The organism is Arthrobacter sp. 05L421, assembly GCF_056397785.1.
Window position 1 is genome coordinate 33,368 of record NZ_JBFTOC010000013.1, and the last position, 26,570, is coordinate 59,937.

General features: G+C 65.3%; 28 protein-coding genes and 1 pseudogene. 16 read left to right on the plus strand and 13 right to left on the minus strand.

The annotated features are described in order from the left end of the window. Positions 1–71 precede the first annotated feature (71 nt). Positions 72–1,652 (minus strand): FAD-binding oxidoreductase, encoded by a 1,581-nt coding sequence (locus AC1DKQ_RS15200; protein WP_476919455.1) that lies wholly within the window; start codon positions 1,650–1,652, stop codon positions 72–74. 701 nt (positions 1,653–2,353) lie between these two features. Between AC1DKQ_RS15200 and AC1DKQ_RS15205 the strand changes: the two genes are divergently transcribed. Next, positions 2,354–2,608 carry a hypothetical protein gene (locus AC1DKQ_RS15205; RefSeq protein ID WP_476885283.1) on the plus strand — a complete coding sequence of 85 codons (255 nt, stop codon included), beginning with the start codon at positions 2,354–2,356 and terminating at the stop codon, positions 2,606–2,608. Between the two features lie 32 nt (positions 2,609–2,640). Here AC1DKQ_RS15205 and AC1DKQ_RS15210 read toward each other — a convergent pair whose 3' ends face one another. Continuing rightward, complete coding sequence (locus AC1DKQ_RS15210; protein ID WP_476885282.1) at positions 2,641–2,925, minus strand: Orn/Lys/Arg family decarboxylase; 285 nt, start codon at positions 2,923–2,925, stop codon at positions 2,641–2,643. 487 nt (positions 2,926–3,412) lie between these two features. On the opposite strand from AC1DKQ_RS15210, the gene AC1DKQ_RS15215 reads away from it, so the two are divergent. The 4 genes from AC1DKQ_RS15215 to AC1DKQ_RS15230 are packed head-to-tail and all read left to right on the plus strand — an operon-like array spanning position 3,413 to position 5,943. Further along, positions 3,413–3,844 (plus strand): LexA family protein, encoded by a 432-nt coding sequence (locus AC1DKQ_RS15215; RefSeq protein WP_476885281.1) that lies wholly within the window; start codon positions 3,413–3,415, stop codon positions 3,842–3,844. 26 nt (positions 3,845–3,870) lie between these two features. Continuing rightward, positions 3,871–5,151 carry a Y-family DNA polymerase gene (locus tag AC1DKQ_RS15220; protein ID WP_476885367.1) on the plus strand — a complete coding sequence of 427 codons (1,281 nt, stop codon included), beginning with the start codon at positions 3,871–3,873 and terminating at the stop codon, positions 5,149–5,151. Positions 5,152–5,205: 54 nt separating this feature from the next. Beyond that, complete coding sequence (locus AC1DKQ_RS15225) at positions 5,206–5,544, plus strand: hypothetical protein (protein ID WP_476885280.1); 339 nt, start codon at positions 5,206–5,208, stop codon at positions 5,542–5,544. A gap of 6 nt (positions 5,545–5,550) precedes the next feature. Continuing rightward, positions 5,551–5,943, plus strand: coding sequence for a hypothetical protein (locus AC1DKQ_RS15230; protein WP_476885279.1), 393 nt, complete (start codon positions 5,551–5,553; stop codon positions 5,941–5,943). A gap of 38 nt (positions 5,944–5,981) precedes the next feature. On the opposite strand, the gene AC1DKQ_RS15235 is transcribed toward AC1DKQ_RS15230, so the two are convergent. From AC1DKQ_RS15235 to AC1DKQ_RS15270, 8 genes are all read right to left on the minus strand, one after another. Further along, the gene (locus AC1DKQ_RS15235; protein ID WP_476885278.1) at positions 5,982–6,776 is read right to left on the minus strand and encodes an alpha/beta fold hydrolase; all 795 of its coding nucleotides are present in this window, start codon (positions 6,774–6,776) and stop codon (positions 5,982–5,984) included. A gap of 154 nt (positions 6,777–6,930) precedes the next feature. Beyond that, complete coding sequence (locus tag AC1DKQ_RS15240) at positions 6,931–7,767, minus strand: ABC transporter permease (protein ID WP_476885277.1); 837 nt, start codon at positions 7,765–7,767, stop codon at positions 6,931–6,933. Beyond that, positions 7,764–8,708 (minus strand): ATP-binding cassette domain-containing protein, encoded by a 945-nt coding sequence (locus AC1DKQ_RS15245; protein WP_476885276.1) that lies wholly within the window; start codon positions 8,706–8,708, stop codon positions 7,764–7,766. The genes AC1DKQ_RS15240 and AC1DKQ_RS15245 overlap by 4 nt, the downstream gene beginning before the upstream one ends. Before the next feature lie 32 nt (positions 8,709–8,740). Continuing rightward, on the minus strand, positions 8,741–9,586 hold the full coding sequence (locus AC1DKQ_RS15250; RefSeq protein WP_476919456.1) for a DUF4097 family beta strand repeat-containing protein: 846 nt from the start codon (positions 9,584–9,586) through the stop codon (positions 8,741–8,743). An 87-nt stretch (positions 9,587–9,673) separates the two neighbouring features. Next, a complete protein-coding gene (locus AC1DKQ_RS15255) occupies positions 9,674–10,162 on the minus strand; it encodes a histidine kinase (protein ID WP_476919457.1) in 489 nt (162 codons plus the stop codon). 112 nt (positions 10,163–10,274) lie between these two features. After that, positions 10,275–10,568, minus strand: a complete 294-nt coding sequence (locus tag AC1DKQ_RS15260) for an aldo/keto reductase (RefSeq protein WP_476919458.1) — start codon at positions 10,566–10,568, stop codon at positions 10,275–10,277. Between the two features lie 27 nt (positions 10,569–10,595). Beyond that, positions 10,596–10,745, minus strand: a complete 150-nt coding sequence (locus AC1DKQ_RS15265) for a hypothetical protein (RefSeq protein WP_476919459.1) — start codon at positions 10,743–10,745, stop codon at positions 10,596–10,598. Between the two features lie 14 nt (positions 10,746–10,759). Continuing rightward, positions 10,760–12,214, minus strand: a complete 1,455-nt coding sequence (locus tag AC1DKQ_RS15270) for a purine-cytosine permease family protein (protein WP_476919460.1) — start codon at positions 12,212–12,214, stop codon at positions 10,760–10,762. Positions 12,215–12,608: 394 nt separating this feature from the next. Between AC1DKQ_RS15270 and AC1DKQ_RS15275 the strand changes: the two are divergent. Further along, positions 12,609–13,355 (plus strand): annotated as a pseudogene (locus tag AC1DKQ_RS15275) (DUF6602 domain-containing protein); the annotation flags it as partial. Here the strand turns inward: AC1DKQ_RS15275 and AC1DKQ_RS15280 are convergent. Both AC1DKQ_RS15280 and AC1DKQ_RS15285 read right to left on the minus strand, forming a co-directional pair. Then, entirely contained in the window at positions 13,348–13,842 is a 495-nt protein-coding gene (locus AC1DKQ_RS15280; protein WP_476919461.1) for a hypothetical protein, read from the minus strand. The pseudogene AC1DKQ_RS15275 and the gene AC1DKQ_RS15280 overlap by 8 nt on opposite strands. A 728-nt stretch (positions 13,843–14,570) precedes the next feature. After that, positions 14,571–15,746 carry a zinc-dependent alcohol dehydrogenase gene (locus tag AC1DKQ_RS15285; RefSeq protein ID WP_476919462.1) on the minus strand — a complete coding sequence of 392 codons (1,176 nt, stop codon included), beginning with the start codon at positions 15,744–15,746 and terminating at the stop codon, positions 14,571–14,573. Positions 15,747–16,061: 315 nt separating this feature from the next. Between AC1DKQ_RS15285 and AC1DKQ_RS15290 the strand changes: the two genes are divergently transcribed. Next, on the plus strand, positions 16,062–16,385 hold the full coding sequence (locus tag AC1DKQ_RS15290; protein ID WP_476919463.1) for a hypothetical protein: 324 nt from the start codon (positions 16,062–16,064) through the stop codon (positions 16,383–16,385). A 123-nt stretch (positions 16,386–16,508) separates the two neighbouring features. Here AC1DKQ_RS15290 and AC1DKQ_RS15295 read toward each other — a convergent pair whose 3' ends face one another. Beyond that, the gene (locus AC1DKQ_RS15295) at positions 16,509–16,712 is read right to left on the minus strand and encodes a hypothetical protein (protein WP_476919464.1); all 204 of its coding nucleotides are present in this window, start codon (positions 16,710–16,712) and stop codon (positions 16,509–16,511) included. A gap of 264 nt (positions 16,713–16,976) precedes the next feature. On the opposite strand from AC1DKQ_RS15295, the gene AC1DKQ_RS15300 reads away from it, so the two are divergent. The 9 genes from AC1DKQ_RS15300 (at position 16,977) to AC1DKQ_RS15340 (ending at position 26,558) form a co-directional block, all read left to right on the plus strand. Further along, a complete protein-coding gene (locus AC1DKQ_RS15300; RefSeq protein ID WP_476919465.1) occupies positions 16,977–17,753 on the plus strand; it encodes an electron transfer flavoprotein subunit beta/FixA family protein in 777 nt (258 codons plus the stop codon). Between the two features lie 10 nt (positions 17,754–17,763). Then, positions 17,764–18,747: an electron transfer flavoprotein subunit alpha/FixB family protein gene (locus AC1DKQ_RS15305; protein WP_476919466.1), complete on the plus strand. Its 984-nt coding sequence runs from the start codon at positions 17,764–17,766 to the stop codon at positions 18,745–18,747. A gap of 446 nt (positions 18,748–19,193) precedes the next feature. Beyond that, positions 19,194–20,450: a cytochrome b/b6 domain-containing protein gene (locus AC1DKQ_RS15310; protein WP_476919467.1), complete on the plus strand. Its 1,257-nt coding sequence runs from the start codon at positions 19,194–19,196 to the stop codon at positions 20,448–20,450. Between the two features lie 47 nt (positions 20,451–20,497). Then, on the plus strand, positions 20,498–20,974 hold the full coding sequence (locus tag AC1DKQ_RS15315) for a hypothetical protein (protein ID WP_476919468.1): 477 nt from the start codon (positions 20,498–20,500) through the stop codon (positions 20,972–20,974). Between the two features lie 285 nt (positions 20,975–21,259). After that, entirely contained in the window at positions 21,260–22,279 is a 1,020-nt protein-coding gene (locus tag AC1DKQ_RS15320) for a VOC family protein (RefSeq protein ID WP_476919469.1), read from the plus strand. A gap of 6 nt (positions 22,280–22,285) precedes the next feature. Then, positions 22,286–23,248 carry a fumarylacetoacetate hydrolase family protein gene (locus AC1DKQ_RS15325; RefSeq protein ID WP_476919470.1) on the plus strand — a complete coding sequence of 321 codons (963 nt, stop codon included), beginning with the start codon at positions 22,286–22,288 and terminating at the stop codon, positions 23,246–23,248. After that, positions 23,245–24,288 carry a cyclase family protein gene (locus tag AC1DKQ_RS15330; RefSeq protein WP_476919471.1) on the plus strand — a complete coding sequence of 348 codons (1,044 nt, stop codon included), beginning with the start codon at positions 23,245–23,247 and terminating at the stop codon, positions 24,286–24,288. Before AC1DKQ_RS15325 ends, AC1DKQ_RS15330 begins: the two co-directional genes overlap by 4 nt. A 69-nt stretch (positions 24,289–24,357) precedes the next feature. Continuing rightward, positions 24,358–25,482 carry an FAD-dependent oxidoreductase gene (locus AC1DKQ_RS15335; protein ID WP_476919472.1) on the plus strand — a complete coding sequence of 375 codons (1,125 nt, stop codon included), beginning with the start codon at positions 24,358–24,360 and terminating at the stop codon, positions 25,480–25,482. Next, entirely contained in the window at positions 25,479–26,558 is a 1,080-nt protein-coding gene (locus AC1DKQ_RS15340; RefSeq protein ID WP_476919473.1) for an amidohydrolase family protein, read from the plus strand. The genes AC1DKQ_RS15335 and AC1DKQ_RS15340 overlap by 4 nt, the downstream gene beginning before the upstream one ends. The last annotated feature ends 12 nt before the right edge of the window (positions 26,559–26,570 follow it).

The following is a 26,570-nucleotide window of genomic DNA, read 5'->3' on the forward strand; positions in this document are numbered from 1 at the left end:
CCGGCCTCAGCGGCTCCGGCGGTTCTTCTGACGCATCGACCGCCGACGATGTTCCCAGTTTGAGGAGAACCTCAGGCCCGTCGAAAGGCAGGGTAGGCGAAGATCCCCAGAGGGTCTGCCGCAGAGCGGATGCTCTGGAGTCGCGGCGCGTGGTCGCCGAAGTAGGCCGATCCTGGGTCAGCGATGCGCGAGTCGAAGTAGTTGAAATAGGCGCTGCTCCCCCAATAGGGTTCCAGAGCGTCCCGCGAGCCCCTGACATAGGCATCGAAAAGGGCCGGATTCACGCCGTCCCCGAACGTGGCGGTGTACTGGACTGTAGCGATTGCGTTCCTGTGACCGAAGCCGGTGGCACCAGCGTCAACGTCGCGAACCGCTCCTCCCAGTGCGTCCAGGGACACACCCGTTTCGGTGGCGCCCGGCAGATTGTGGCCCACCACGCATCGATCGACGAGCCGGGACGCACCGGTCGAATCGAGCAGGTCGTATGGAACGTGGGAAGTGGCGCTGAACGCTTCCCGTTGCAACGAACCGCCCTTATTGGTGGTGCACTGCGCGGCGGGAATGCCGCTGCATCCGGCATAACCGAACATGACATCGAGGTAGGACCTATCCGGCCTGGCACTCTGGACCAGCGGCCGTACACCCGAAATCTCGTGGAGGCGGGCTAGCTGCGCACCGAGACCCGATGCCGGCCCAATCCATGTAGCTGTCAGTTGGATGGTCGGGGCCTTGTGGCGGGCGCCGCTGAGCAGTTTGAGGGTGGACCACAGCCGTCGATCAGCCGTCGGAGCCCAGTTCTGCCAGGCAAGGATGACCGGTATGGCGTCAGAGAAGGACCATTCGAGGAATACAGTGCTGATGGTGGGAGCGGGTACGGTCCTGAAGGTCAGGGATGTCAGTATGCCGACCTGGCCGCCGCCTCCGCGGCAGGCCCAGAAGAGGTCCGTGTTCTCGCGGGCACTTGCCGTGACCTTGTCGCCCCTAGAGGTGACAAGCTCGACAGACACAAGCGCATCCGATGTCAGCCCGTAAGCCCTGGTCAGGACCCCCACTCCCCCGCCCAACGTCAGGCCAGCTACGCCGACGGTCGGACACGACCCGCCGGCGAGGGCCCTGCCCTTCAGGCCCAGGGCCGCGTAGACCGCGATGAGTGAGGCCCCCGCCCCAACTGTCACCGTGCCATCCATATGGACCGTGATTTCCGACAATCCCCGCACATCAACAACTAGCGACGGCGCCAGCCCAGCCGCTCCTGCGTCCCCGGAGGAGTATCCCGAGTAGCTGTGTCCCCCGGCTCGGGTCACTAGTGGCACCGCCTCCTCAGCGGCGAAACGGACAGCCGCGGACACGTCGTCGGACGTGGCGGCCGAGAGAACGGCCAATGGTCGGGCAGCGTCGAAGCGTGGGTTCTCGACCCGCTTCACTTCCTCGTAGGCTCCGGCTCCCGGAAGCTCGAGCCGGCCCGCCACTCGAGACCCGAGCCCCTTCCAGTTTGGCCCGGCGGCGGGCGGGGAAGTCGTCGGGGGAAGTGTTGACGGCGCCGTTGCATTGGTTACAGGTGCCCGAGGAGGTCCCTCACATGCAGCCAACCCCGCCGCAACGAGTCCCACGGTCGCTCCCGTGAGGACTTTCCTTCGGTCGATCATTGACATGGAGAAAGCCTATGCTCACACGGCTTTTTCGGCAGCGATGCAGTCACGCAAGCTGCGCGTGTGTTCCTACCGCGCGCATCGGGGGGACAAGAACTGACCGGCCGCTCCAAGACCTCTTGGACAAGGCAAGCCCCGATCCCCCCGTGAGGCTCCAGTGATAACAACTTCTCCTCGCCGGGAGCGTGGATGCCAGGTTCCTCGAATCCGGGATCGTCGACGGGGATACCAGCCTCCAACCGGCCGACCTCCAGCCCGCCGGTTCGGGGGCCCGTCAGCGAGTCACAAAGCGCCCGCTGGTGTACTTTCTGCCCGCACGACCGACCGTGCGCACACGCGTCGTCGCAGGTCACCCCTCCCCTTGGCAAGAAAAGCCGTGATTTAGCCGCCAGATGGCGGGAGACGTCACATTCTTTCCACATTGGCAGGGCTCAAAACCAAGACGCTCTTAGAACCGGTGCGCTGCAACCCTGGACAGATACATCCGATCAACGTCGGTCAGCGCCCAAGCTGGCCCCCTACCGCAACATGTTCTGAACGCTCGCCCGTATGGCCTGGGGGCTAGCCGCTGTGGCATCGGCGGAGCTGAACTGGACAGGGTTGTCTCCCTGGCATAAATTCGTCTTTGGCAGCGCGCCGTGGCGCGCTGCCAAAGCTTCGGCGGCGGAGCATCCTGGAGATGCAAAAGGTACAAAGGAACAGATATGAGCGCGCATTTTGACCGGTTCCTCGCAGAGGCCTTGACCGATGACCGGGAAACAGACGGCGGGTTGGACCAGGAAGAGCTGTACGGACTGTACACCAGCTGGTGCCTGATAAACCAGAGCCAGCCAGAGCCTGCCGAAGCCCTCTGGGCGGCCCTCGAAGGCCGCCGCATCAAGCCTGAGGACAACACTCTTGCCATGTCCGGTCCCGCCGCGTTGGATTACATCGTGGCCAGTTCCCCCGACCTGGCGTAACTGGCACGACGAAGAGTTGGCGGCGCCTGTGCTTACCGCCTGACGGCCCGGATGGTTTGCAGGGACGGGTCGGCCGGGTCGGGGAGCACCATGCCGGCCTTCAGGCCGGATTCGAGGTAGTCGATGATGGCGGTGTTGATCCCTTCGCCAGGGACGACGACGGGGATCCCAGGCGGGTAGGGGGTGATCTGCTCGGCGGCCGCGCGCCCTACCGCGTTCTTAACCCAACTCCACGGCCAGGATAAGCACGGGACGTAGACTGCCCTGTTATGCTCCTGGCGGCGCAGGTGGTTTCGTTGGGTCAGCAAGGAAAGCACCAAGTCGCCTACCGACATCCTCCGTCGTCCAGAACGAGACCCGTTGCGGACCGTCCGCGGCATCAACGTCCAATTCCACGGTGAACCCAGGCTCGTCGCCTATAGTCCGGCTAACGCCGAAGCCGATCAGCCGGTTGTGACCCGGCAAATCTCCTCCCATGAGGATGCTGATTCCCGCGGATCCTTCGGGACCCTCGTCAGACGGCGAGCCGGTGCCGCCATTGACCATCCAACGAGCACCGCCCTCCAAAACCGCCTTGTGCCCGGCACAGACAGGCACTTCCAGGCGGGAACCGGGCATCAGCTTGTAGACGACTGTTGGAGTCTCGGGACAGCGCAGCACAGAGCACGTGGTCATGCTGGCGATGCTACCGAAGGGGAAGGGGATCTGGAGTCCGGATCCCCCGCAACTCCGCAAAGCGGTTCTTTTGTCGGTCCGTCCGGCTACACTGAATGAATCGAACATATATTCGAATAAAGGTGTGTTGTGGGCGTTGTTGTCGGTCCCCGCGTGATAGATGCGGGCATGTCGTTGTTATCCGTGCTGATCTCTCCGGTTCCCGTCGCGGCGGGGTACCCGTCCCCGGCGCAGGACTACTTTGATGGCCGGATTGACCTCAATGAGCACCTGATCAAGGACATCACCAGCACCTACGTCGTGCGGGTGTCCGGGGATTCGATGGAGGGCGCCGGCATCAGCGACGGCGATGAACTGATCGTGAACCGCGCCCTGGAACCCAAAGACGGGTCCGTTGTCATCGCCGTCCTGGACGGGGAGCTGACCATCAAGCGGCTGCGGGTCACGGGAAGCGGGGTGGTGCTGCAGGCGGAGAATCCAGCGTACCCGGACATCCGGGTCCCGTCGGTCTCGGATCTGGTCATCTGGGGCGTCGCGACCCGGTGCCTGCACCATGTGTGAGGCCAGCCATGTCTAAGCCGGCCACGATGCGGCGGATGCCGCAGATCGCACACGTGGATGTGAACTGCTTTTACGCCTCGGCCGAGCGGGCGTTCGACCCGTCCCTGGAGGGCCGGCCCGTCGTCGTCCTGTCCAACAACGACGGCTGCGCCGTCACCCGGTCCGCGGAAGCCAAGGCCCTCGGCATCCCTCTGGGCGAGCCGTGGTTCAAACTCGCCCCGCGCGCCAAGGAATGGGGGCTCGTTGCGCTCTCCAGCAACTACGAGCTCTACGGTGACATCAGCGCCCGGGTGATGGAACTGCTGGGCCGGTACTCCGCCTGGCTGGAGGTGTACAGCATCGACGAGGCCTTCCTCGGCGTCAACGGCACCCCGGAGGAACTCCTGGCCCTGGGCCGGAGCATGAAAACAGCCGTGCGGCGCAACGTCGGGGTACCTGTTTGCGTCGGGATCGCCGGGACCAAGACCCTGGCGAAGCTGGCCAACAAATGGGCCAAGAACAACCCGGCCTTCGACGGGGTCTGCCACTGGGACTCCGTGGCCGCCGCCGACAGGGAATCCCTGATGCGTCGACTGTCCGTGATCGAGATCTGGGGTGTCGCCACCCGGCTGACGAAACGGCTCAACGCCCTCGGCATCCAGTCCATCCTTGACCTGTCCCGGGCCGATCCGGTGATGATCCGGGACCGCTTCTCCGTGGTCATGATGCGCACCGTCCTGGAACTGCAGGGGACCCCGTGCATCCCGATGGAGGAGGAACGGATCGGCCGCGACCAGCTCATCTTCTCCCGCTCCTTCGCCACCCCCATCACCACCGTCGGCGGCATGCGGCAGGTCATGAGCGTCTACGGCCAGCAGGCCTCGGCGCGGCTGGCCAAACACGCACTGCAGGCCAAGGTCCTGACCGCGTTCGCCGGCACGTCACACTTCAACCCCAAAGACACCTCCTACCCTTCGGTCTGCGTGCCGCTGCCGATGCCCACCGCGGACCCGGTCCTGCTCACCAGGGCTGCCCACGCACTTCTCCCCCACATCCGCGGGGGCATTCGGTACGCCAGGGCCGGCATCATGGTCACCGACCTCCGTCCCACCGGCAACCAGGCACCCCTGGCCCTGTTCGAAAACCCGCACGAGGAACGCCACGTCGGCACCCTCCTGGAGGACGTGGCCCGCCGGTACGGCCGCGGCTCCATCGGCCTGGGCCACGCCGGAATCCGGGGCGGACCGGACTGGACCATGAAACGGGACATGCTCTCCCCCCGCTACACCACCCACTGGGACGAACTCCCCCTCGTCAAAGCCGCCTAACCCACCACACGCCCGCACCACCGCACTGAACTGCTCCATGAAAGAACTTCCGCCATGACCCCTGCACCCGAAGCCCCCGCCCAGACCCACGGCCTACAGGTCCGGACCGACCAGCAAGGCAAGCCCCTCGCCATCCGGCACGACGGGCGTATCTGGGTAGTCGATCCCGGCACGGAATCCCAGCGCTGGTCCGGAAGTGGCACGGACTGGGACACCCGGCGCGCTCCGGCCGCAGGCAGCGGCGGCCGGGTCAGAACCGAACACTGGCGCGTGCAGGCCCGCCTCGGCTCGACGTCTGCGCTGCGGACCTTTACGCTGCGCCGTGAATCTACATTGCGCCGTGAACGGCCCTCTCCGGTGTGGTTCCTCGAGCACATCAGTGACAGCGACTAGGCACCAGTGCCAGCGAACCGTCAACCCATCAGCGGTCAAACATGGGAGGGGATCAGAAAAGAATTCACGCTGCCGGCCCTGGACCAGGTCCACCGCCGCCTCTCCGAGCTCATGGAGGACCCGGAACCGGTAATGCAGCAACTCGTCCGCGTCTTCATCGACGACGGCACCTTCTGCCCCGGATTCCAGTTCCTCCCCGGCGGGCAGCTCCGCCCGCCGGTAGTTGAACTCTTTCAGCGCGCGCTGGAGCTCAAGATCCCGCACAACTACTTCACGGTCTGGATGGTCACCCCATCCCGGGACCTCGCCGGCTCCCGCCCCATTGACCTCCTCAAAGCCGGCACCACTCCCCTGCTTCGCGCGCTGGAAGCCTTCGGTTCGCGGCAGCCCGGCCGGTGACGCTTCAGTTTCGAGCGCTTGAAGCGACGCCCGGCCCTTTAGTCTCGTATCGACGCGATAAATGAGTTGACCAGATCGACGACGGGGCCTGCCGGAATCAGCGTCTGGGCATGATTGCGGCCTGGCAGGGCTTGGAACTGGGCCGTGGGCATGAGCCGGGCCGCCCGTTCCGAGTCCGCATGCCGAAGCGGATCCTCCGTGCCGGCGAGCAGCAGGGTGGGTGTGTCCATTTTCCGCAGATCCGCCTCCGGGATTCCGGGTTCGTCCTCGCTCCGGCGGAAGTAGGCGCGCAGGGCAGCGGGGTCGTTGGCGAGAAACGCTGCGGCGGTCTGCGGATCGATTTCACGACCTGTAGCGTCACCCCACTGGCGCAGAAATTCTGGCACGCCGCCCCGGTCCAAGGCCTGGTCATATCCGGGGAAAAAGATCGATTCAATTTGCCCGGCCGGCGAGCGGTAAGTGCCGCCTGCGGAAGTGAACGTCTTCACACGCCCGGGACTGCTGGCGAGCAGGGAGAATCCAACTCTCGCGCCCGCGGAATACCCCAAGTAGTGGGCTGCCTGCACACCTGCGGCGTCCAGAACCGCCAGAATATCTCCGACCAGCAGGTCCATGCTGTAGGCGTCTTCGTGCTGCGGTTTGTCGCTCCGGCCATGCCCCCGCAAATCCAGGGTCAGCACGCGAAAGCGCTCCTCAAAGGCCTTCGTGTAGCCGAGGCCCCGCCAGACGGCGCCGGAAAGCCCTGAGCCGTGCACCAGAACGATGGCCTGGCCGGCGCCCGATTCCTGGAAGGATATTCGGACGCCGTCGACGGCGTTGAAGGCTTCACCCATGGCCTGCTCCTCCTTTAGGGACCCTTTAGGGACAGTAACGACCCTAGTCGCGCCCCGGCGGCAAACCGCAACAAAACCGGCGGCGGCAAGCCGCAACGGAACCGGCGGTCGCGATAATCTCGCGGCCGCCGGCTGTTACAGGTGAGACTTGGGCTCAACGCACCGACTTCCGCTCGTAGATCGCCATCGACCAGGCGTACCCGGCGACCACGATCACGACGCACCATCCAATCGCCAGCGCCGGGCTCCAACCGAGCGGGGTGCCGAGCAGCAGCCCGCGGATGGCCTCGATGAACGGCGTGAACGGCTGGTACTGCGCGAACCACTGCAGCCACTCCGGCATCGACGCGGTCGGCACGAAGCCGCTGCTGAGGAAGGGCAGGAAGGTCAGCAGGAGGGGCCAATTGCTGGCTGTCTCCACCGACTTCGCCTGCATGCCCATGGCCACCCCGAGCCAGCTGATCGCGTACGCGATCAGCACCAGCAGACCGGCGGCGGCGATCCACTCGACCGGCCCGGCCGTCGGGCGGAAGCCGATCAACAGGCCGACGCCGAGCACCAGCGCGACGGCGATGGTCGCCTGGATGGTGTTGCCCAGCACGTGCCCGGCGAGCACGGCAGCCCGCGAGATCGCCATGGTGCGGAACCGCGCCGTGATGCCCTCGGTCATGTCCATCGCGACCGTCGTCGCGGTGCCGCCGGCGCTCCCGGCAATGGTCAGCAGCAGGATGCCCGGCATGATGTACGCAACGTACGCTTCGCGCCCGCCGGCCGGATCCGCGCCGGGCAGGCCTGCGCCGAGTGTGCCGCCGAACACGAACACGAAGAACAGCAGGAGCACCACCGGCCCCACGATGGTGAACACTGACAGGCCGGGGTAGCGCACCATGTGCAGGAGGTTGCGGTGCAGCATCGTGAGCGAGTCGGCGACGACGTGCGAGCGCCGGCTGGTGCCCGGGGCAGCCTTGCGCTGGGCGGTGATGGTGGTCATGACGCGGTTCCCTTCGTGTCTGCCCGGCCGGTGAGCGCGAAGAACACGTCATCGAGGTCCGGGGTGTGGATGCTGAGGTCGTCGACCTCGACGTCGGCCGCACCGAGGCGGTCCAGCACGGTCCGCAGCGCGCCGACCCCGCCGTCGCTGGGCACGGTGAGCGCCAGCCCGGCGTCGTCGCGATCGGACTCCCCGAGCAGGCGGGAGGCGGTCTCGAGGGCCGCGGCGTCCGCGAACCGGAGCCGGATGTGCCCGCCGGGCACCAGTCGCTTGAGCTCGTCCGGCGTCCCATCGGCGACAATGCGGCCGCCGTCGAGCACCGCGATGCGGTCCGCGAGTTCGTCCGCTTCTTCGAGGTACTGGGTGGTGAGCAGGACGGTGGTGCCGTCCGCGACGAGGCTGCGCACGATGTCCCACATCGTGTGGCGGCTGCGCGGGTCAAGGCCCGTGGTGGGCTCGTCGAGGAAGATCACGCTCGGTGTCGCGACGAGGGTCATCGCGAGGTCGAGCCGACGCTGCATCCCGCCGGAGTAGGTGGCGAGCGGCTTGCGGGCGGCGTCGACGAGGTCGAACTGCTCGAGCAGCTCGGCCACCCGGGTCTTTGAGCGCTTCGCCCCGAGGTGGCGCAGCCGCGCCATCAGCAGCAGGTTTTCCTCGCCGGTGAGCAGTTTGTCCACCGCGGAGAACTGGCCGGTGAGGCCGATCGCGGCGCGCACGCCGTCGTGGTCGCGGACGACGTCGCATCCGTTGACGAAGGCTGTGCCGGCGTCGGGCCGCACGAGCGTGGACAGGATGTGCACGGTGGTCGTCTTGCCGGCGCCGTTCGGGCCGAGCAGCGCGGTGACGGTGCCGGCGTTGACGGTGAGGTCGACGTCGTCGAGCACCACCTTTCCGCCGTAGGACTTCCGCAGCCCGTGGACTGCGATCGCTGGGGTGTTCATGTGCGTGGTTCCCTTCTGTTGGTTGCCCGGATTTACCGCGCGCGCCGGATGTTGATGTTGCCGTGCTGCGTGCGTGCGCGCACTTCGACGGTCCGTTCGGACGCGTCGGGGGCGCCGTCGCCGTCGAGCTCGTTGCGGACGTGCCCGGCCTTCGAGGACAGGTCCAGCCAGGCGGCAACGCCGGGCCGCACGCCGATGGTGACCTGGCCGAAGCCGCTTTCGACCTGGATGGAACCGCTCGAGACCTCTGCCAACTGGATGCTGCCGTAGGCGGTCTTCGCCGTAACGGAGGCTCGTGCCTTTGTGATTTCGAGGTCGCCGTAGGAGAGCTTCGCGTCGAGATCTCCGCCGGAGTCCCCGATCTGAATGGTGCCGTGCGATGCCTTGAGAATCGCGTCGCCGGTGACCGTGCCGACCCGGATCTGGCCGTGGTCGGCCGTGATCTCGATGCCGCCGTCGGCGGTGCCCACGGTTGCGTTGCCGTGCGAGGCGCGCAGCCACAGGTCGCCGGCGGCGTCGACATCCACGGGACCGAGCGAACTCTTGATGCGGGTGGCGCCCAGGCGGCCGACGGTGCGCAGTCCGCCGACGGCGATCTCGGCGGCGAGCCGCGACCCCGTGGGCAGCTCGACCTTCACATCGACCGACTCGGTGGGGCCGATCCAGCTGAGGCGGGGCTTCGGGCCTGTGATGGTGAGCCGCTCGCCGTCGACGTCGACCCTGGTCTCCTCCGCGCCCCGGCGGTCCACCGCCTTCTCGGGGTTGGTCGGCGACACGGTCACGACTGTGTCGGTCCGGTCGCTGGCGAAGACATCGATCGCGCCGACCTGCAGGTTGATGGCGAGGTCGATCGGGCCGGGGGTGTTGTAGGTGGGCATGCTAAAGCCTGCCTTTCTCTGCGCGTGTTCGTGTTGCCCCGCGGGTCCGCGGGGTTGGTGAATGGTGAGGGTGGTGGGCCGGGCGGGTTAGCGCGCCCAGCCGGCGAAGTTGCCGCCGGTGCGCAGCGTCCGCTGCGTGGATCGTCGTTGCTTGGGTTGGAGGGCGGCCGCAATCGCGCGGACCAGCCAGGTGTTGACGGACATGCCGTCGGCGGCCGCCGCCTCGTCCACCCTTGCTTTGAGGGCGTCCGGCAGGCGGAGCGTTGTGCGCGAGGTGCTCGCGTCGTCGAGGTCGACGGTTGCCGCGGGCCGCTCGTCACTGTCCGGCTCGATGTTCGGCTGGGTGACTACGAACTCGATCTCGCGTCCGCGCAGCCGCATGTCGACCGCCCCGGGCGCGAGGTCGCGGGTGATCTCGCCGGCCGCGGCCGACAGAGCGTCGAGCAGCACGAGCCGCACCGCGGCATCCAGTCCGGCGGCGAGCCGTTCGGCGACGGCGCGGGTGTCCTCCGTGCCGTTCTCCGCGGCATCCACTAATTGCCGCTGCAGGTCGCTGACGTATTGTCCAAGTTCCATGCCACCATATTGACACCACTATGGTGTCACGTCAAGGGATTGTGGTGTCATCGGTTTCGACGCGCAGATGACCGCGTCCGGGGATGCTTCTACTGTCGTTGGCTCGGACCGGTTATTCACCGGATGTTCCGCCAACATCGGCAATGAGGTTCAGCGCTTGGATCGCGTCGGCCGGCAGCTCGAGGGCGGCAGCCGAAACATTGTCCCGGAGGTGCGCGAGTGAGGACGTGCCGGGGATGAGCAGGATGTTCGGCGAGCGTTGCAGCAGCCACGCCAGGGCGACACCCATCGGGGTTGCCTGCAGGCGTCCACCGACCTCCCGGAGGGTGCCGGACTGAAGCGGCGTGAAGGGCTCGGCGATTGAACCGGGGGTGGGACTCTCAAACCCGCCGACCCGCAGATGCATGATTGATGCCCAGACCCACAGCCTCGTTCAAGACGGCGAGGCGAGCGCAGCGTCGCGGGCGGCGGGCGGCCCGAACACGTGCGGGCCGGCCAGCTGCATCGCCCCATATCCCATGCGGGTCAGCGTGAGATCCTCCGCGAGTGCGAAGGTCCCCCCGGGGAGCTGTCCGGATGCCATGTCTTGCCTCACGTTCAGGGCTCGAGGTGCATGTTCGCGGCTTCCTCTAGCTCGGCTGCCTGGGCCTCGGCCAGTCGCATTTCCGCGGCCGTGTCGATATGGCGGGTGAGCACCCAGTAGAGGAAGCCTGAGACAGGCAGCCCGATGAACAGCGAGATGTCAGCGCCACCCATGGCCTCGGCCGCCGGTCCGATGAAGAGTTTTCCGGCGGCGAAGAAGGGAATCATGACCACGAAGCCCACGAGGTACGCGACAATTCCGGGCCAGCCCCAGCGTCCGTAAATGCCATGGGGGTGGAAGATCTCCGCGATGGCATAGTGACCCTTGCGCACGATGAAGTAGTCGGTGAGGTTGACCGCTGTCCACGGGATGAAGAAGTACAGCACCAGCAGCAGGAAGTCGTTGAAGTTGGCGAGGAAATCGGCGGATGCGATGTTGGCGAAGATGAGTGAGATGACCGCGGTGATCACGATGGTGACGACGCGGATTCTGATAGTGGGGCGGATACGGCGCAGACTGTCGATGGAGGAGATCAGAGTAAGGGATCCGCCATACATGTTCAGCGCCGTGACCGACACAAGCCCGAGGGCTGCGATGAACAAGGCGATCGACCCGAATCCCGGGAAAAGTTTGTCGGCAGTGCCTTGGATCGAGCCGATGGTCTCGAAATCCTTGCCTGCGGCCGCGGCGATGAATGAGCCCAGGAACATGACCCAGATACCGCCCAAGGCGCTCCCCCAGAACGTCCACTTGAACGTCCCCCGGGCGGATTCCGGCGGGAGGTAGCGGGAATAGTCCGAGACATAAATGGCCCAGGAAATCTGGTAGCCGGCGGCCACGCCTAGTTGCCCGAGAAACGGGACGAGGTGGAAGTCGGATATGGCGAACGCGCCGCCGGGCAGGTCAAGGTGGGTGAGCACCGCCACCGTGAGCAGCGCCAGCATGATGATGGTGAGGTATGTCAGGTAGCGCTCAAAGCCGTGGATCAGGTCGTAGCCGAACAGCGCGATTACCGCGGCGATTATCGTGACAACCCAAAACCAGAGCGTTTCGCTTCCGATGTGGACGGACCCGGCCACGGCCTCGCCGGCCAGGATTGTGTTGAAGACGTTGAATCCCGCGTACTGCAGGTACGCGAACAACCACACCAGCAAGGCCCCCACGTACCCAAACTGCGGACGGGACTGGATCATTTGGGGCAACCCGAGCTGCGGGCCCTGCGAGGAGTGCGCCGCCATGAACAGGGTGCCCACCAGCACACCAATCGCGATCGCGATCAACGACCAGATCAGATTCCCGCCCGTCGTGATGCTGATCAGCCCCACCGCGAGCGTGGCGATCTGGGCGTTGCTCATGAACCAAAGCGGCCCAATGTGCGAGACCTTGCCGTGCCTCTCATTGAGAGGCACGTAGTCGATCGACCGGACTTCCAGTCCCCGGCCGCTCACCGGGCCCGTGGCTGTACTCATGACATCTCCTAGAACGTGCGATGCTGCCGCATCGGTGCCGGATCGAAAGGCTGCAGCGACCGGAACCCGCTCCGGCGCCGACAAGCAGGAAGCGAATCAACTCGGATCATGCCCTCGCCCATAGACAGAATCATGGGCCTCCTTTTGTGCGAATGTCCACGGCCGGGCAATTGTGGTCGCGGTTGCGCGCCCCGCCTGGCAACACTAAGCCCCGGGAGTCAACGGAATCCGGGGCAGCCCCTTGGCCTTCTCCCTACAATCAAGGGGTGCCCACCACAGAGCCTCAGCCTTCATCTCCCACAGTCCAGAAATACTGGGACGCTGTTTCCCGGCGGTTGAGCATCGAGTCACAAGAGATGGCGGGCTTGATTAAGCATCAGGGGGAAAAGGGAGAGCCAACGAAAATTCAGTTCAGTTGCTGCTCGCGAAGGTCCTCCCCCCGTCGGTGAGGCTAGCTTCCGGAGAAATTATCGATTCCGACGGTAGCGCCTCCGCCCAGATGGACACGCTTGTCCTGTCCAACACGTCCCAACCGGTGCTCTTCGCACAAACGGATGAAAAGATCTTCCCCGTTGAATCTGTCTTGCTCTGCATTGAGGTCAAAACGACTCTGACGCAAGAAGAGGTCACTGACATCGCAAAGAAGGTTCGGAGGCACCGAAAGCTGAAAGGCTCGACCGGGACCGATCCCGTCTTTGCCGTTTTTGCCCACAAGGCAGGATCTTCGCCCAGAACGGTAGCCAAGTGGTTCTTCGAATTGGATCCGGCTGACCGGCCGGCATTCTTCCTGGTTAACGATGCAGCAATTTTCGGCATCGTAGACGACACGGCCCCCTCCGGCTACCAAGTTGTCATGCCTTTCGCGCCGAAAGCAGGAGAAGCGGACAAGTACGCCTTCGGCGACCCCGCCACTTCGGATGTCCATTACTGGAAGCCCGTTGCTGCGCCAGGCGGCGATCAGGTGCGCATCGATCACGGGGCAAGCATGCTGCTATTCATCAGGGCAGTTTTGAGGGCGCTGAGCGAGCAGGAGCATGCCCAGATCGAGTGGCTTGAAAGCTACCTCAACAAAGTTCGTTCTCAGCGGGTCAAGTTCGGAAAGGATGCTGAACCTGTCGTGGAGAGCTCGCCGCCTAACTAGTTTCCACCGCGTCCAAGAAGTCGCTGACGGTGAGGTGCTTGACCTGCAGCACGGCGCATGCGGTCATCACGATGCATCTGTTTTGCGCCGTGAATGTTTCATCCGACACAACAACCACCTCGAACGCATCTTTGAGCTGGTATGCCAGGGAGATCGTAGCCAGCGCCGGTTGATCAAGGTTTTCAGGATCGTCCAGGTCCATGATGCTTGACCCGATTCCGTCGTGGGGAAACAACTTCATAACAGCTTGGACGCTTGTAAAGTTCAAAACTGCCCGCGATTGAATGCTTCGCCATCCGGAAGTCGCCCAGATGGTTATCGGTTGCCCTTTGGCATACGTCCGGCGCTGGTCCTTGACCACCTCGCAGTAGACCAGCAAACCTGTGTCTCGAAGTTCTACTAAGCGATCGGTGATGGTGTCGTCATCGACAGCCAGCGCGTTCAAAGATTCCATGGCGGAGCAATCCAGAATATAGATGTCCGCCATATCTACTCAGCCCCCAGACCGAGCTCAAAAAAACCACCACGCTCGGGCCCGTGAGTATGTCAAAACGGCTCAGACCACTGAGACGGCCTGATCCAGGTCCACCCACGAACCCTTCTAACCTGCGCTAGGGAATGCGCGAATAACGATCACCTTTGTGCCAACAGCCATAAGGTGCGCCGTGAACGTCAGCCAATGGTGAGCCGAACCCCGAACGGCGTTTTTACGGTGCAGTCTCCGAGAGGCACTTACGCTCCGCATCACGCGGAGTAGGCGGGCTCAGATCCCTGTGCCAGTTAGTGAAAGCTTCGCGAACCCCACCGTCCCAGTCGTATTTCGTGGTCCAGAACTGAGCTCGCACTAGCAGCAGTAAATTGAGGGACAGGGGATGGTCATCTCCGGTGATCACCATGTCATGCGGCCAGAAATTCCTTGGCCTCGGCGTGCTCCATTGCATTTCGTTGCCCCCCGTTCGACCACGGCCCAAAACGACCGTAATGCGTTCAGCATGGCACTGAGCCCCCGAACTGTAAACGGAGCAGTCGGTCAGGCTTCTGACACCACGATTTCCAGTACGTGCGCAGGGCACTGCGCACGTACTGGCGGCCTTCAACAATCACCTCGCTATGAGATGGCTGGGCTCCCGTTCCCGTGGAATCGGGAGCCCAGCTACGCCTGGATCTGGCCTGACGGAAGATGTTAGGCAATCACCAGGAGCGGGCACATCTTGGTTACGGCTTCAGGACCACCTTGATGCAGCCGTCTTCCTTTTTCTGGAAGATTTCGTAGGCGGCCGCGGCGCCGTCGAGGTCAACCTCGTGAGTTTTCAGGTCCATGACGCCGAGCGGGTCCGCAGAATCTTCCACGAGCGGGAGAAGCTCGTCCGTCCAACGGCGGACGTTGCACTGGCCCATCCGCAGCTGGATCTGCTTGTCGAACATGGTCAGCAGCGGCATGGGGCTCGCCGTGCCCCCGTAAACCCCGCTGAGCGAGACTGTGCCGCCCCGGCGCACGGAGTCGATCGCTGCGTGCAGGACCGTCATGCGGTCTACGCCGGCCGTCTCCATCGCCTTCTTTGCCAGGGCATCGGGCAGGAGCCCGACCGCATTCTGAGCAAAGGCGCCGACGGGCGAATTGTGCGCTTCCATGCCGACGGCGTCGACCACCGCGTCAGGGCCCCTTCCGTCGGTCATATCGCGCAGCTGGTCACCGACGTCTTTTGTGAAGTCAATCGTTTCCACTCCGTGCCGCTCTGCCATGCGGCGGCGTTCCGGAACCGGCTCGACGGCGATGACCCGCTGGCCCAGGTGCCGGCCGACCCGGCTGGCGAACTGCCCCACCGGACCGAGCCCAAAGACCGCAAGTGTGCCGCCGGCGGGGACGTCCGCGTATTTCACTCCCTGCCAGGCTGTGGGAAGAATGTCGGAGAGGTAGAGGTACCGCTCATCGGGCAGCTCGTGCCCCACCTTGATCGGTCCGTAGTCGGCGTGGGGCACGCGCAGGTATTCCGCCTGCCCGCCGGGGACCGAGCCGTAGAGCTCGGAGAACCCGAACAGGCTTGCCCCGCTGTTGTGGGCATGGACCTGGGTGGTCTCGCACTGGGACTGCAGCCCCTGCTTGCACATCCAGCAATGGCCGCAAGAGATGTTGAAGGGGATGACCACCCTGTCGCCCGGCTTCAGGTTCCTGACCTCGGAGCCGACCGCCTCAACCACACCCATGGGTTCGTGGCCCAGGATGTCGCCGGCCTTCATATACGGGCCAAGGACCTCGTACAGGTGGAGGTCCGATCCGCAGATCGCCGATGACGTGATCCGGACGATGGCGTCCGTCCCCTGCTCAATGACCGGATCAGGAACCATCTCCACGCTGACCGACCGCTTTCCCTGCCAGGTAAGTGCCCTCATATTCGCTCCTTCAGTCGCAATCCAAATTAGTAAGTCTACTGATCAACTAAATCATTCCTTGTTCGCGCCTGAATGGGAAGGAGCCCCACGCCCCGGTGCTCGCGGCAATGCCGACCAACGGCCGTCGGACGGGAGCATGCTGCCGTTGTGTTGGCGACGCTGAGCACGAGGTTTTGTCATTTTCAGAAGAGCAACATTGAAAGGCAGAGGCCAGCCGCACGATTGCTGAGGTTATTTGATGGCCAAGAGGCCCCTTGGCAGATCCGCAGGCATAGGCTACAAACAGAACATCCCAACCACGCCGGGGAGCTCGTCATGGACACTGAAACTGCCGATGTCGTCGACCATGATGTCACCACCATCACCTGCATATGCGGCAACACCGTCAGCCAAAACGGATTGATCCAGTGCAACTCACAAGGCATCCCCGTTCACAACGGAGGTGACACTCTTGTCCCCGCAGGGCTGGCCACATGGCCTGACGATGAGGACCTCTACACGCTGTGTCCGTCATGCGGCCGCGTGTATCGTGACGCGGTCATCGAAGAGACAGGAACCGCGCCCGTGGCCTTCCGGGTCGATGTCACCGCCGGCCCAATTGCCGAGGCCATCCGCGTCCATTGGGAGCTCAACACCTAGGTCCGACGATCACTGGGTCACAGGACCAGGCAGCCTCATAGGCCGGGTTCTTCTTCCTCCGCCAGTCTGCTCATGCGCAGTTCGTCCTCCACCGCGCGGGCAGGCCAATAGTCCTTCGCCAACTCACTTGCCCTGACTTTTCTCCGCTGCCGGGACGAGCTTGCCGAGCAGCCCGGCAGCCTGAAGCAGGGCGATCAGCGCTGTGGTTCGGGCATCTGCAGCCTTGGCATCAGGCGTCGCGGGAGCCGCTGCACTTCGGCGCGGCCCTCCAGCGTGGAGACCCACCGTTTGGTTCAGCTCCGCCGCCTGCGCTGTTTCAGCGCTCATTCGAACATCGTGGCGCGGTTGGGTGGCCGCCACAATGAGGAATTGGAAGCGACGACGTCGGCCCCTACGTTGCACTGCCGCTGGCCAACCGCTTCCAAAAGTTGCTGCCCCAGGGAGCGGACGACGGCGGGACGTCCCGCCGTCGTCCGCGGTGCAACCCGCGACACGGGCCCCGTGCGCCAGGAAGGGCAGCACTTTCGTAGACTCAATGGAGATCCGACGTGTCTCCCCCATTGAGACAGCCCGCCACAGGAAGAGCCATCGATGAAGATTATCGTCCTAGTAAAGGAGGTCCCCGACACGTACGGGGACCGAAAACTGAACCTCGAAACAGGCCTCGCCGATCGAGAAGCCAGCGAGACAGTCATTGACGAGATCGGTGAGCGGGCCCTTGAGCTGGCACTAACGTACGCCGACGCACATGCGGGCACTGAGGTCACAATCCTCTCCCTCGCTCCCGAGGGTGCCACCGCGACGATACGCAAGGGGCTGGCGATGGGCGCGGGGAGCGCCATCCACATCTGTGACGAGGCGCTCCGGGGTGCGGATCTTGGCCTGACTGCTGAAACCCTCGCAGCGGCGATCCGTCGCGCTGAGTTTGACCTGGTGATCACTGGCAACGTCTCCACCGATGGATCCGGCGGCATGATTCCCGCGATGCTTGCAGAATTGCTTGACCTGCCGCTTGCGACCGGCCTCAGCTCCGTAGAGATCAGCGAGGCCGCCGTATCTGGCACCAGAGGCGTTGAATCCGGCGTGCAGAAGGTATCCGCAAACCTGCCCGCGGTAATTTCCATAACCGAGGCGCTTCCCGGGCCGCGCTTCCCGAACTTCAAGGGAATTATGGCCGCGAAGAAGAAGCCCCTGGAGGTGCTTACCCTCGCAGACCTCGGGATCACGGCCGACACCCCGGACGCTGCCCGGTCCATCATGCTGACCGTCGCGGAGAAGCCCCCGCGGGCAGCGGGCGTAAAGATCGTTGACGAGGGTGATGCCGGCGAGAAGCTGGCTGACTTCCTTATCGAAAACCGACTGGCGTAAGGAGTACGACATGACTGAATTCCCTCGTGACGCAATCCTCGTCGTCGTGGAAACCGGGCCCTCCGGTGAGATCGAGAAGGCTGCACCCGGACTCTTCGGCGCCGCCGCTGCAGCTGGCACGCCCATTGCTTTGGTGCTTGCCTCCCCCGGCACCGGGAGCGCCGCCGCCGCGGAGGCCGCGGCCCTGGGTGCCGCGCACGTGCTGATCGCGGAAACTCCGGATGCGGCCGCGCTCGGTGTGCCGAGCGTTGACGCGCTGGCCGCCGCTGTGGAGCAGGCGCAGCCGGACGCGATCCTGATCTCGCATTCCCTGAATGGGCGCGACCTTGCCGGCCGCTACGCTGCACGTTCGCGGGCAGCGATCTCCGCCGATGCGATCGGGGTGTCGCGTGATGACGAGGGCGTCGTGGCACACCACTCCGTCTACGGCGGTGCCTACAACGTGACCTCGACGTCCACGTTTGGGGCGCCGGTCATTACGGTGCGCCAGGGCTCCATCGAAGCGCGCGCTACGGCTCAGCCGCCGGCGTCGGACACCCTGGCGGTGACGCCCTCCGGGAAGCCGGCCGCCCGGATCGACTCGTTCGATGAGGCAGTTGCCGCCACCTCACGGCCGGAGCTGCGTGGCGCTGCGAAGGTTGTGGCCGGTGGCCGCGGCCTCGGGTCGGAGGAACAGTTCGCCCTCGTTGGACAGCTCGCCGATACCCTCGGCGCCGCCGTTGGCGCTTCGCGTGCCGCGGTGGATGCCGGCTACATCCCGCAGTCGCAGCAGGTGGGCCAGACCGGGGTTTCCGTGTCATCACAGTTGTACATTGCGCTGGGCATCTCCGGCGCGATTCAGCACCGGGCTGGCATGCAGACGGCCAAGACGATCGTTGCCATCAACAAGGATTCAGACGCGCCGATCTTCGAGATCGCCGACTTCGGTGTGGTGGGCGACGTCTTCAAGGTTGTGCCCCAGCTGATTAGCGCCCTTGAGGCTCGGAAGAAGTAGCGATGGCAACTCTGTCTCGGAATATCCGGCGGGGCCTGCCGCGCGTCGAAGGCGGTGACCCCTGGCCTGCAGCAGGCGAGGCGCCCGCACGCATTCTCACTGCAGAAGCGGCACCCCGGTCTGCACCTGTTTCTGCGGCGGAACCGGCTGCCGCCGGGCCCTCTGTTCCCCCTGCTCCGCCTGAAGCGGCCCAGGAAACGACGCCGGCAACGGCACCGGGTGCGGTGCTGCCTGCTCCCGTCCCTGCGGCCAGCGCAGGCGCCGCCGTGGTGCGGCAGCTTCGCCGCGGCCTGCCGCGGGTGCCGGGCGGCGAACCTTGGCCGCCAGCGGGCGAGGTTTCGGTATCAGTGCCGACTCCTTCCGCGGCTCCCGCCGCAGTTGTGGCCGCCGTCGCCACGCCCATGCCGGCCGCGGATGCTGCTGTAGATGCTGGTGAGAAAGCAGCAGTGCCGGAAGCGACGTCGCCTGCGGCTGCTCCGGACACCGCAGCCGCCACGCTGACGGTGGGAAGCACCCCGCTGCGTCGCGGGCTTCCCCGCGTCCCCGGTGGTGAACCCTGGCCGCCCGCTGGACTTGCTCCGGCCACCAGCATGGTGGCGGCCGCTAGCGCGGTGGCGCCCGTTGCCCAGGCGGAGACCGCTGCTCCGGCTGCCAGCGTGGTGGAGACCGTTGCCGAGGCCGAGCCGCCGACGACGGCGAGTACACCCGCGGTGACAGCCGCACCTGCATCAATGGCACAGCCCGTCGCCGCTGAAAAGCCGGTAGCCGCTAAGAAGCCCGTGAAGCCAAAGGCCGAGGCGAGGCTCTACGGATCGCGCACCCTGGGCCAGTGGATCAAGCTCGCCGTGCTCTTCGCAGTCGGCGCCGTGGCCGCCGCTGGGATTCTTGTGCTCGCCGCGCGCGGTGTGACGACGCTGCCGGGCGTGCCGGAGTTCCTTGAGAAGTACCCCGGCGCGTATGGCCTGCCCGCTACGGCAGAGCCCGGCTTCCCGTGGTGGGCGCAGTGGGCGCACTTCTTCAACATTTTCCTGATGGTGCTCATCATTCGCTCCGGCTATCAGGTGCGCACCGAGCAGAAGCCGCCTGCGTTCTGGACGCCGAAGCGCGGTGGCAAGAAGATCAGCATCAACCTGTGGCTGCACCAGTCGCTCGATATTTTGTGGCTGGCCAACGGACTCATCTTTGTGGTGCTGCTGTTTGCCACCGGCCGCTGGGCGCGAATCGTACCGAGCAGCTGGGAGGCGTTCCCGAACGCGCTCTCCGCGCTCCTCCAGTACATGACCCTCGACTGGCCGGTTGAGTCCGGCTGGGTGAACTACAACAGCCTGCAGCAGATCATGTACTTCGTGGTGGTGTTCATCGCGGCCCCGCTCGCGGCGATCACGGGTGTGCGCATGAGCGAGTTCTGGCCGAAGGACGCGAAGACGCTGAACAAGGTCTACCCGGTGGAGGTTGCGCGCGCGATCCACTTCCCGACCATGCTGTTTTTCGTGCTATTCATTCTCGTCCACGTGTTCCTGGTGTTCGCGACCGGTGCGCTCCGCAACCTGAACCACATGTTCGGCGGCACCGACGAGGTGAACTGGGTCGGCTTCTGGCTCTTCGCGGCCGCAATCGCCATCACGGCGGCCGGTTGGTACGCCGCCCGCCCGCTGGTGCTGGCACCAATCGCGAAACGGTTCGGTCAGGTGAGCAGCCGCTAGGCGTCACCGCCCGCACGTTCACCGCCGGCACATGGAAGTATTCACTTATGACTACCGATAATGATGATGCCAACCTCCCTGCGCACATGGACTCTCACGGCACAGACGACTCGACCGAAGTCAGCCGTAGCTGGGACCACATAGGGGCCATCATTGTTGATGCTTCGCTGCAGCGACGACAGAACTACCACGAGACAGTCAGGCCTCGCGTTGTCGCTCTCGTCGAGGCCTGGCCCGATGCCGCCACGACCAGTGGATTCCGGCGGCGCCTCGATACGGGGGCGCTTTCCGAAGTTATCAGCTGGCCGTCGCCTGGCCGCCTCGCCCAGGTGGAGGACTTGACGCGGGTCTTGGAGAGTCAGGGCATCGAGACGGTAATGGATCTCCGAGGACGGCTCAGCGACCCCGCCAACAGAGCCAATCTGCGGGAGGCGCTTGGGGCCGTGCGGCATGTCAGTCCTAAAACGCTGGACTACATCGACACCCTGAGCGGAGTATCGACAGGCGGGGTTGTCGAAGAGTAGATGCGGGGAGCGGCGGGCTGCCCCGTCCGGGCCGATCCGGCCTTCCCTGGTCGCGCCAGAGGTCGCGCCGGAGGCAACGCCGGCGCATCTTAACGGATACGGAGCGCCCGGGAAGCGGCGAATATCGCCTCGGCTGTGACCGCGGGGGACCTGATGAGATCAGCTATCTGCCAAACGAATAGTTGACATCAGGAAACGCCCCTTCACCGAATAGCCGTGTTGCCTCAGTCTGGTTACTAGACCTGCAGGGACCTCACAGCAATCGGCACTTAGAAGGAATTCAACGTGGAAACTCCCCTCTCCCATCTTGCCCACCTCGAAATCACCACCCCGGACGTCGAAGCCTCGGCACAGTTCTACGAGGAAAAGTTCGGCATGCGCATCATTGACCGGGTGGACGGCAACGTCTACCTGCGCTGCTGGGGCGACTACTACCGCTACAGCCTGGTCATCACCGAAGGGCCGGAAGCCACCCTGGGCCGGATGGCCTGGCGGACCAACTCCCAGGAAGCCCTTGAAGCAGCAGCCCAGCGCGTCGAGGCAACCGGGGTTCAGGGCACCTGGACCGCCGGCGGGCACGGCTACGGCAAGGCCTATGAATTCACCGGCCCCTACGGCCACCACATGCGCCTGTTCTACGACGTCGAAAAGTTCGTCGCCGAAGCCGGGTTCGAGTCCACCTACCCGGACCGGCCGGAACGCCGCAGCAGCCACGCCGCCGCCCCCCGCTTCCTGGACCATGTCACGGTGGCGGCCTCCGACGTCCGCGGCTTCGCCAAGTGGTACCACGAAGCCCTCGGCTTCCGCGTCATGGCCTTCGTGGACCTGGACGAAGCACCCATCACCGTCTTTTCCGTGCTGACCACCAACGAGAAATCACACGACCTTGGCGTCGTCAAGGACACCTCCAGCCGTGCCGGCCGCGTCAACCACATCGCCTTCTGGGTGGACGCCACCGAGGACCTGCTGCGCACCGCGGACGTCATGATGGAAAATGGCACCGCCATGGAATACGGCCCCTCCATCCACGGCGTGGGCGAGCAGAACTTCCTGTACTTCCGCGATCCGTCCGGCCTGCGTGTGGAGCTGAACTCCGGCGGCTACCGGAACTACGTCCCGGACTGGGAAGCAAGCACCTGGAAGCCGTCCGAGGGCTCGAACAACTTCTACAAGAACGGCGCCATGCCGCACTCGATGACCGAGTCCTTCCCGCCGGCCGAGGGCTTCACCGCCACCGAAGAAGGTGCTTCCCCCGAGATGAAGGACGCCCTCCTGAACCCCTACGCCAAGCAGGGACGGGGCTAAAGCGTCATGGCAGAAGCAACATACTCACTCATTCGGTTCCACGAATCGGGTGACAGCAAGGCCCGCGCGGGCCTGCTGGTCGGCGAACGGGTCCTGCCGTTGGACGGGGACATCAACTCCCTGATCGAGCACTGGAACACCGCCGAGGACCAGCTCGATACCCTGGCCGCCTCTGCCGGCGAGGACACCGGCGTGGCCTTGGCCGACGTCGAACTCCTTGCCCCGGTGGACCCCGTCCAGGTGCTGCAGACCGGCGCGAACTACCGCAAGCACGTGATCGACCTCGCCGCCGCACACCGCGAACCGGGCCAGGACGAAGACGAGGTGCGGGCCAAGACCGCGGCCATGATGGACAAGCGGGCGGGCCAGGGCACGCCGTACTTCTTCATCGGACTGCCGACGGCGATCGCGTCCGCCACGGATGACCTCACCCTGCCCACCTACAGCAAGTCCCATGACTGGGAGCTGGAACTGGCGGCAGTCATCGGCAGGACGGCCTTCCGGGTCACCCCCGAGGAAGCCCTGGAGCACGTGTTCGGCTACACCATGGTCAACGACATCACCACCCGCGAGTACGTCTTCCGGAAGGACATGCCGGCTATCGGCTCGGACTGGTACCGCGCCAAGAATGCCCCCGGCTTCCTGCCCACCGGACCGTTGCTGGTGCCGGCCAAGTTCTTCGGCGACCCGCAGGATGTCCAGGTGACTTTGAAGCTCAACGGCAACGCCATGCAGGACGAGTCCACTCAGGACATGATCTTCGGCGTCGCCAAGCTGGTCAGCGAGGCCTCGCAGATCACGCCGCTGCGTCCGGGCGACCTGGTCCTCACCGGAAGCCCCGCCGGCAATGGCCAGCACTGGGGCCGGCTGCTCCAGAATGGCGACGTCATGGAAGGCACCATTACGGGCCTGGGTACCCAGCTGATCCACTGCAGGGACGAAGTTCAAACTGAAAGCAGCCAGCCGTGACCACGCAGGAATCAGCACCAATCACCGGAACCGGGGACTCGGCCACCACCGATTCCCCGGTGATCCGGCGAGCGGACCCGCTCGGCAGCATCCGGGCCATGGCCGAGGCCCACAACAACTGGGGCCGCTGGGGTGACGATGACGTTCTGGGAACCTTGAACTTCATCCACGCGGCCAAGCGCATCGAAGCAGCAGCCCTGGTGAAAACGGGCGAGGCCTTCTCGCTGTCCCAGCCGTTCGACACCAACGGGCCGCAAAAGGGCTGGCGCCGCCGCACCAACCCCGTCCACACCATGACCGACACCGGCGTGGACGCCGAGCGGGGCAACCAGGGGTTCCCGCACGGCTTCGGCGGTGCTGACGACGTCATTGCCATGCCGCTGCAGTGCTCCACGCAGTGGGACGGCCTGGGCCACATCTTCGACCAGGGCAAAGCCTGGAACGGCCGTGCCGCCGGCGATGTGGTCACCTCCGAAGGCGACCTGGTCACCGGAATCGAAACTGCCGCGGCGAAGATCGTCACCAGGGGGGTTCTGCTGGACCTCGGCCGAGCGCTTGGACCGGAACTTGGACGGAACGACGGCGAGTTGCCAGACGGCTTCGCCATCACCCCGGAACACCTCCAGCGGACCATTGACCTGCAGGGGCCCAGTTCAAAGGTGGGCCGGGGCGACATCGTGGTGATCCGCACAGGCCAGTACACCCGGGTGCGCCGCGAGGGCTGGGGCGACTACGCCGGCGGCTCAGCCCCAGGCTTGTCGTTCAGCGCCGCGCCCTGGCTGCACCGCAGCGAAATTGCCGGGATCGCCACCGACACCTGGGGTTTCGAGGTCCGGCCCAACGAGTTCGACGCCGCCTTCCAGCCCCTCCACCAGATCGCCATCCCCAACCTCGGGCTGTTCCTGGGCGAGATGTGGGATCCGGACGGCCTCGCGGAAGCGTGCGCAGCGGACGGCAGGTACGACTTCCTGCTCACCGCGGCACCGCTTCCCATTACCGGCGCCGTCGGGTCGCCCGTCAACCCGATCGCCCTCCGGTAATCGCCCTCCGGTAGCTTTCAGCACAACTTCAACCGAAGCAGTTACGCCGTCAATACAAAGGAGTCAGCGATGGCAGCAGTACAGAACGTCGGAATCGTCGGGGCGGGAGCCGCGGGACTGACCGCAGCCATCCTGCTGGCCGACGCCGGAATCCGTGTGGAAGTCCTGGAGAAGGCGGAAGCCCCGCAGACTCTCGGATCCGGAATCACCCTGCAGGGGAACGCCTTGCGGGTCTTCCGCCAGCTCGGCGTGTGGGAGCAGATCGAGGCGAAGGGCTACGCGTTCAGCACCCTTGGCCTGCGCGCCCCGGACCCCGCCGGCACCGTCGTCGCGGTCCTTGAGGACATCCGGACCGGCGGCGATGACCTCCCTGCAACACTCGGCATGTACCGCCCCGACCTCACCGCCATCCTCCGCGATCGGGCCCAGCAGGCCGGTGCACAGATCAGCTACGGAAAGACCGTCACCGGAATAACGGACGACGACGGTTCAGTCACCGTCAGCACCGCCGACGGCGCCACCGCCCGCTACGACCTCCTGATCGGCGCAGACGGTCTGCACTCCGCGGTCCGCCAGGCCATCGGCATCGACGTTGAGCCCGCGCCCACAGGCATGGGCATTTGGCGGGCGTTCGTGGAGCGGCCCGAGGACGTGGTCCGCACGGACCTCACCTACGGCGGCCCCTGTTTCATCGCCGGCTACTGCCCCACCGGCCCCGACACCATCTATGCCTACCTGGTGGAAAAAGCCCAGGAGCGCAAGCACGAGGACGGCCCCCGCATCATGGCGGAGCTCGCCGCAGCCTACGGCGGCCCGTGGAACGAAATCCGTGCGAATCTGGACCAGAGTGCCCGCATCAACTACACCTGGTTCACCACCCACCTGGTCGACGGGCCCTGGAACCGCGGCCGCACCGTCATCATCGGCGATGCCGCCCACAGCTGCCCGCCCACCGTGGCACAAGGTGCTGCCATGGCGCTGGAAGACGCGGCCGTGCTGGCTGAGCTGCTGATCAAGGCCGACGACATCACGGAGACCCTGTGGAAGGAGTTCACCGACCGGCGCCTGGACCGGGCAAAGGCCGTAGTCACCGCCTCCGTCCAGCTCGGCCAGTGGATGCTCGACGGCGTCCGCGACGCCGACGTGCCCGGCCTGATGCACTCCCTTTCCACGATGCTGAAGGAACCCGCATGAACACCCCCCGTGCTGAAGGACCAACCCCCACCGTGGACGTCCACGCCCACATCCTGCTTCCGGCCCTGCAGCAACTGGTGGCCGAGGCTGATCCCGAGGGGTTCGGTGCCCAGCAAGCCCTGGAAGTGCGCCGCAACGGACCCGAATCCATGGCCGCGTCGGGACGGATGATCAAGGAGCGCTGGCCGCAGCTGACGGACCTGGACCGGCGGTTGGCTGACATGGATGCCCAGGGCGTGGATGTCCAGCTGGTATCGCCTTCGCCGTCGCACTTCTACTACTTCGCAGGAGAAGAAGTGGCCCTGCAGGTGGCCAGGACCGCCAACCAGGCGGTGCGGGAGTTCGTGGACCTGGCCCCGGAGCGGCTCAACGGACTTGGCCTGGTGCCGCTCCAGCATCCCGCGTTGATGGTGGAAGCCCTGGAGCACGCCGTCCTGGAGTGCGGGCTGCTTGGTGTGGAAATCGGCTCGTTCGCTGCCACTCCGGCCGACGTGGAGCGCAGCACCGTTGAGCTTTCCGATCCGAGGCTGGAACCGTTTTGGAGCCGGGCTGAGGAGCTGGGCGCTCTGGTGTTCCTGCACCCGTTCGGCTGCTCGCTGGATGAACGGCTGGACCGCTTCTACCTCGCCAACACCGTCTCCCAGCCAGCCGAGAACGCGGTGGCCCTGTCCCATCTGATCTTCAGCGGGGTCCTGGACCGGCACCCGCGCCTCTTGGTTCTGGCCGCGCACGGCGGCGGCTACCTTCCCACCAGTCTGGGCCGCTCCGACCACGCCTGGCGCGTCCGGCCGGAAGCACATGGCTGCGCCCAGCCGCCGTCGTCGTATCTGAAGAAGTTGTACTTCGATTCGCTGGTCCACAGCCCGGCTGAACTGCGGGCCCTCGTGGCCGCCGCGGGCCCGGAGCAGGTGCTGCTCGGCTCGGACTACCCGTTCGACATGGGCTCCGACCGCCCCGTGTCGGAGGTAATCGAGGCACTGCTTCCTCCCGAGGACGAGGCCAGGGTGCTGGCCGGCAACGCCGCTGCCCTGGGCATCACGCCCGCCTCAGTCCTCGCCGCCCGCCGCACAGCCTAAGGAACCCTTTTC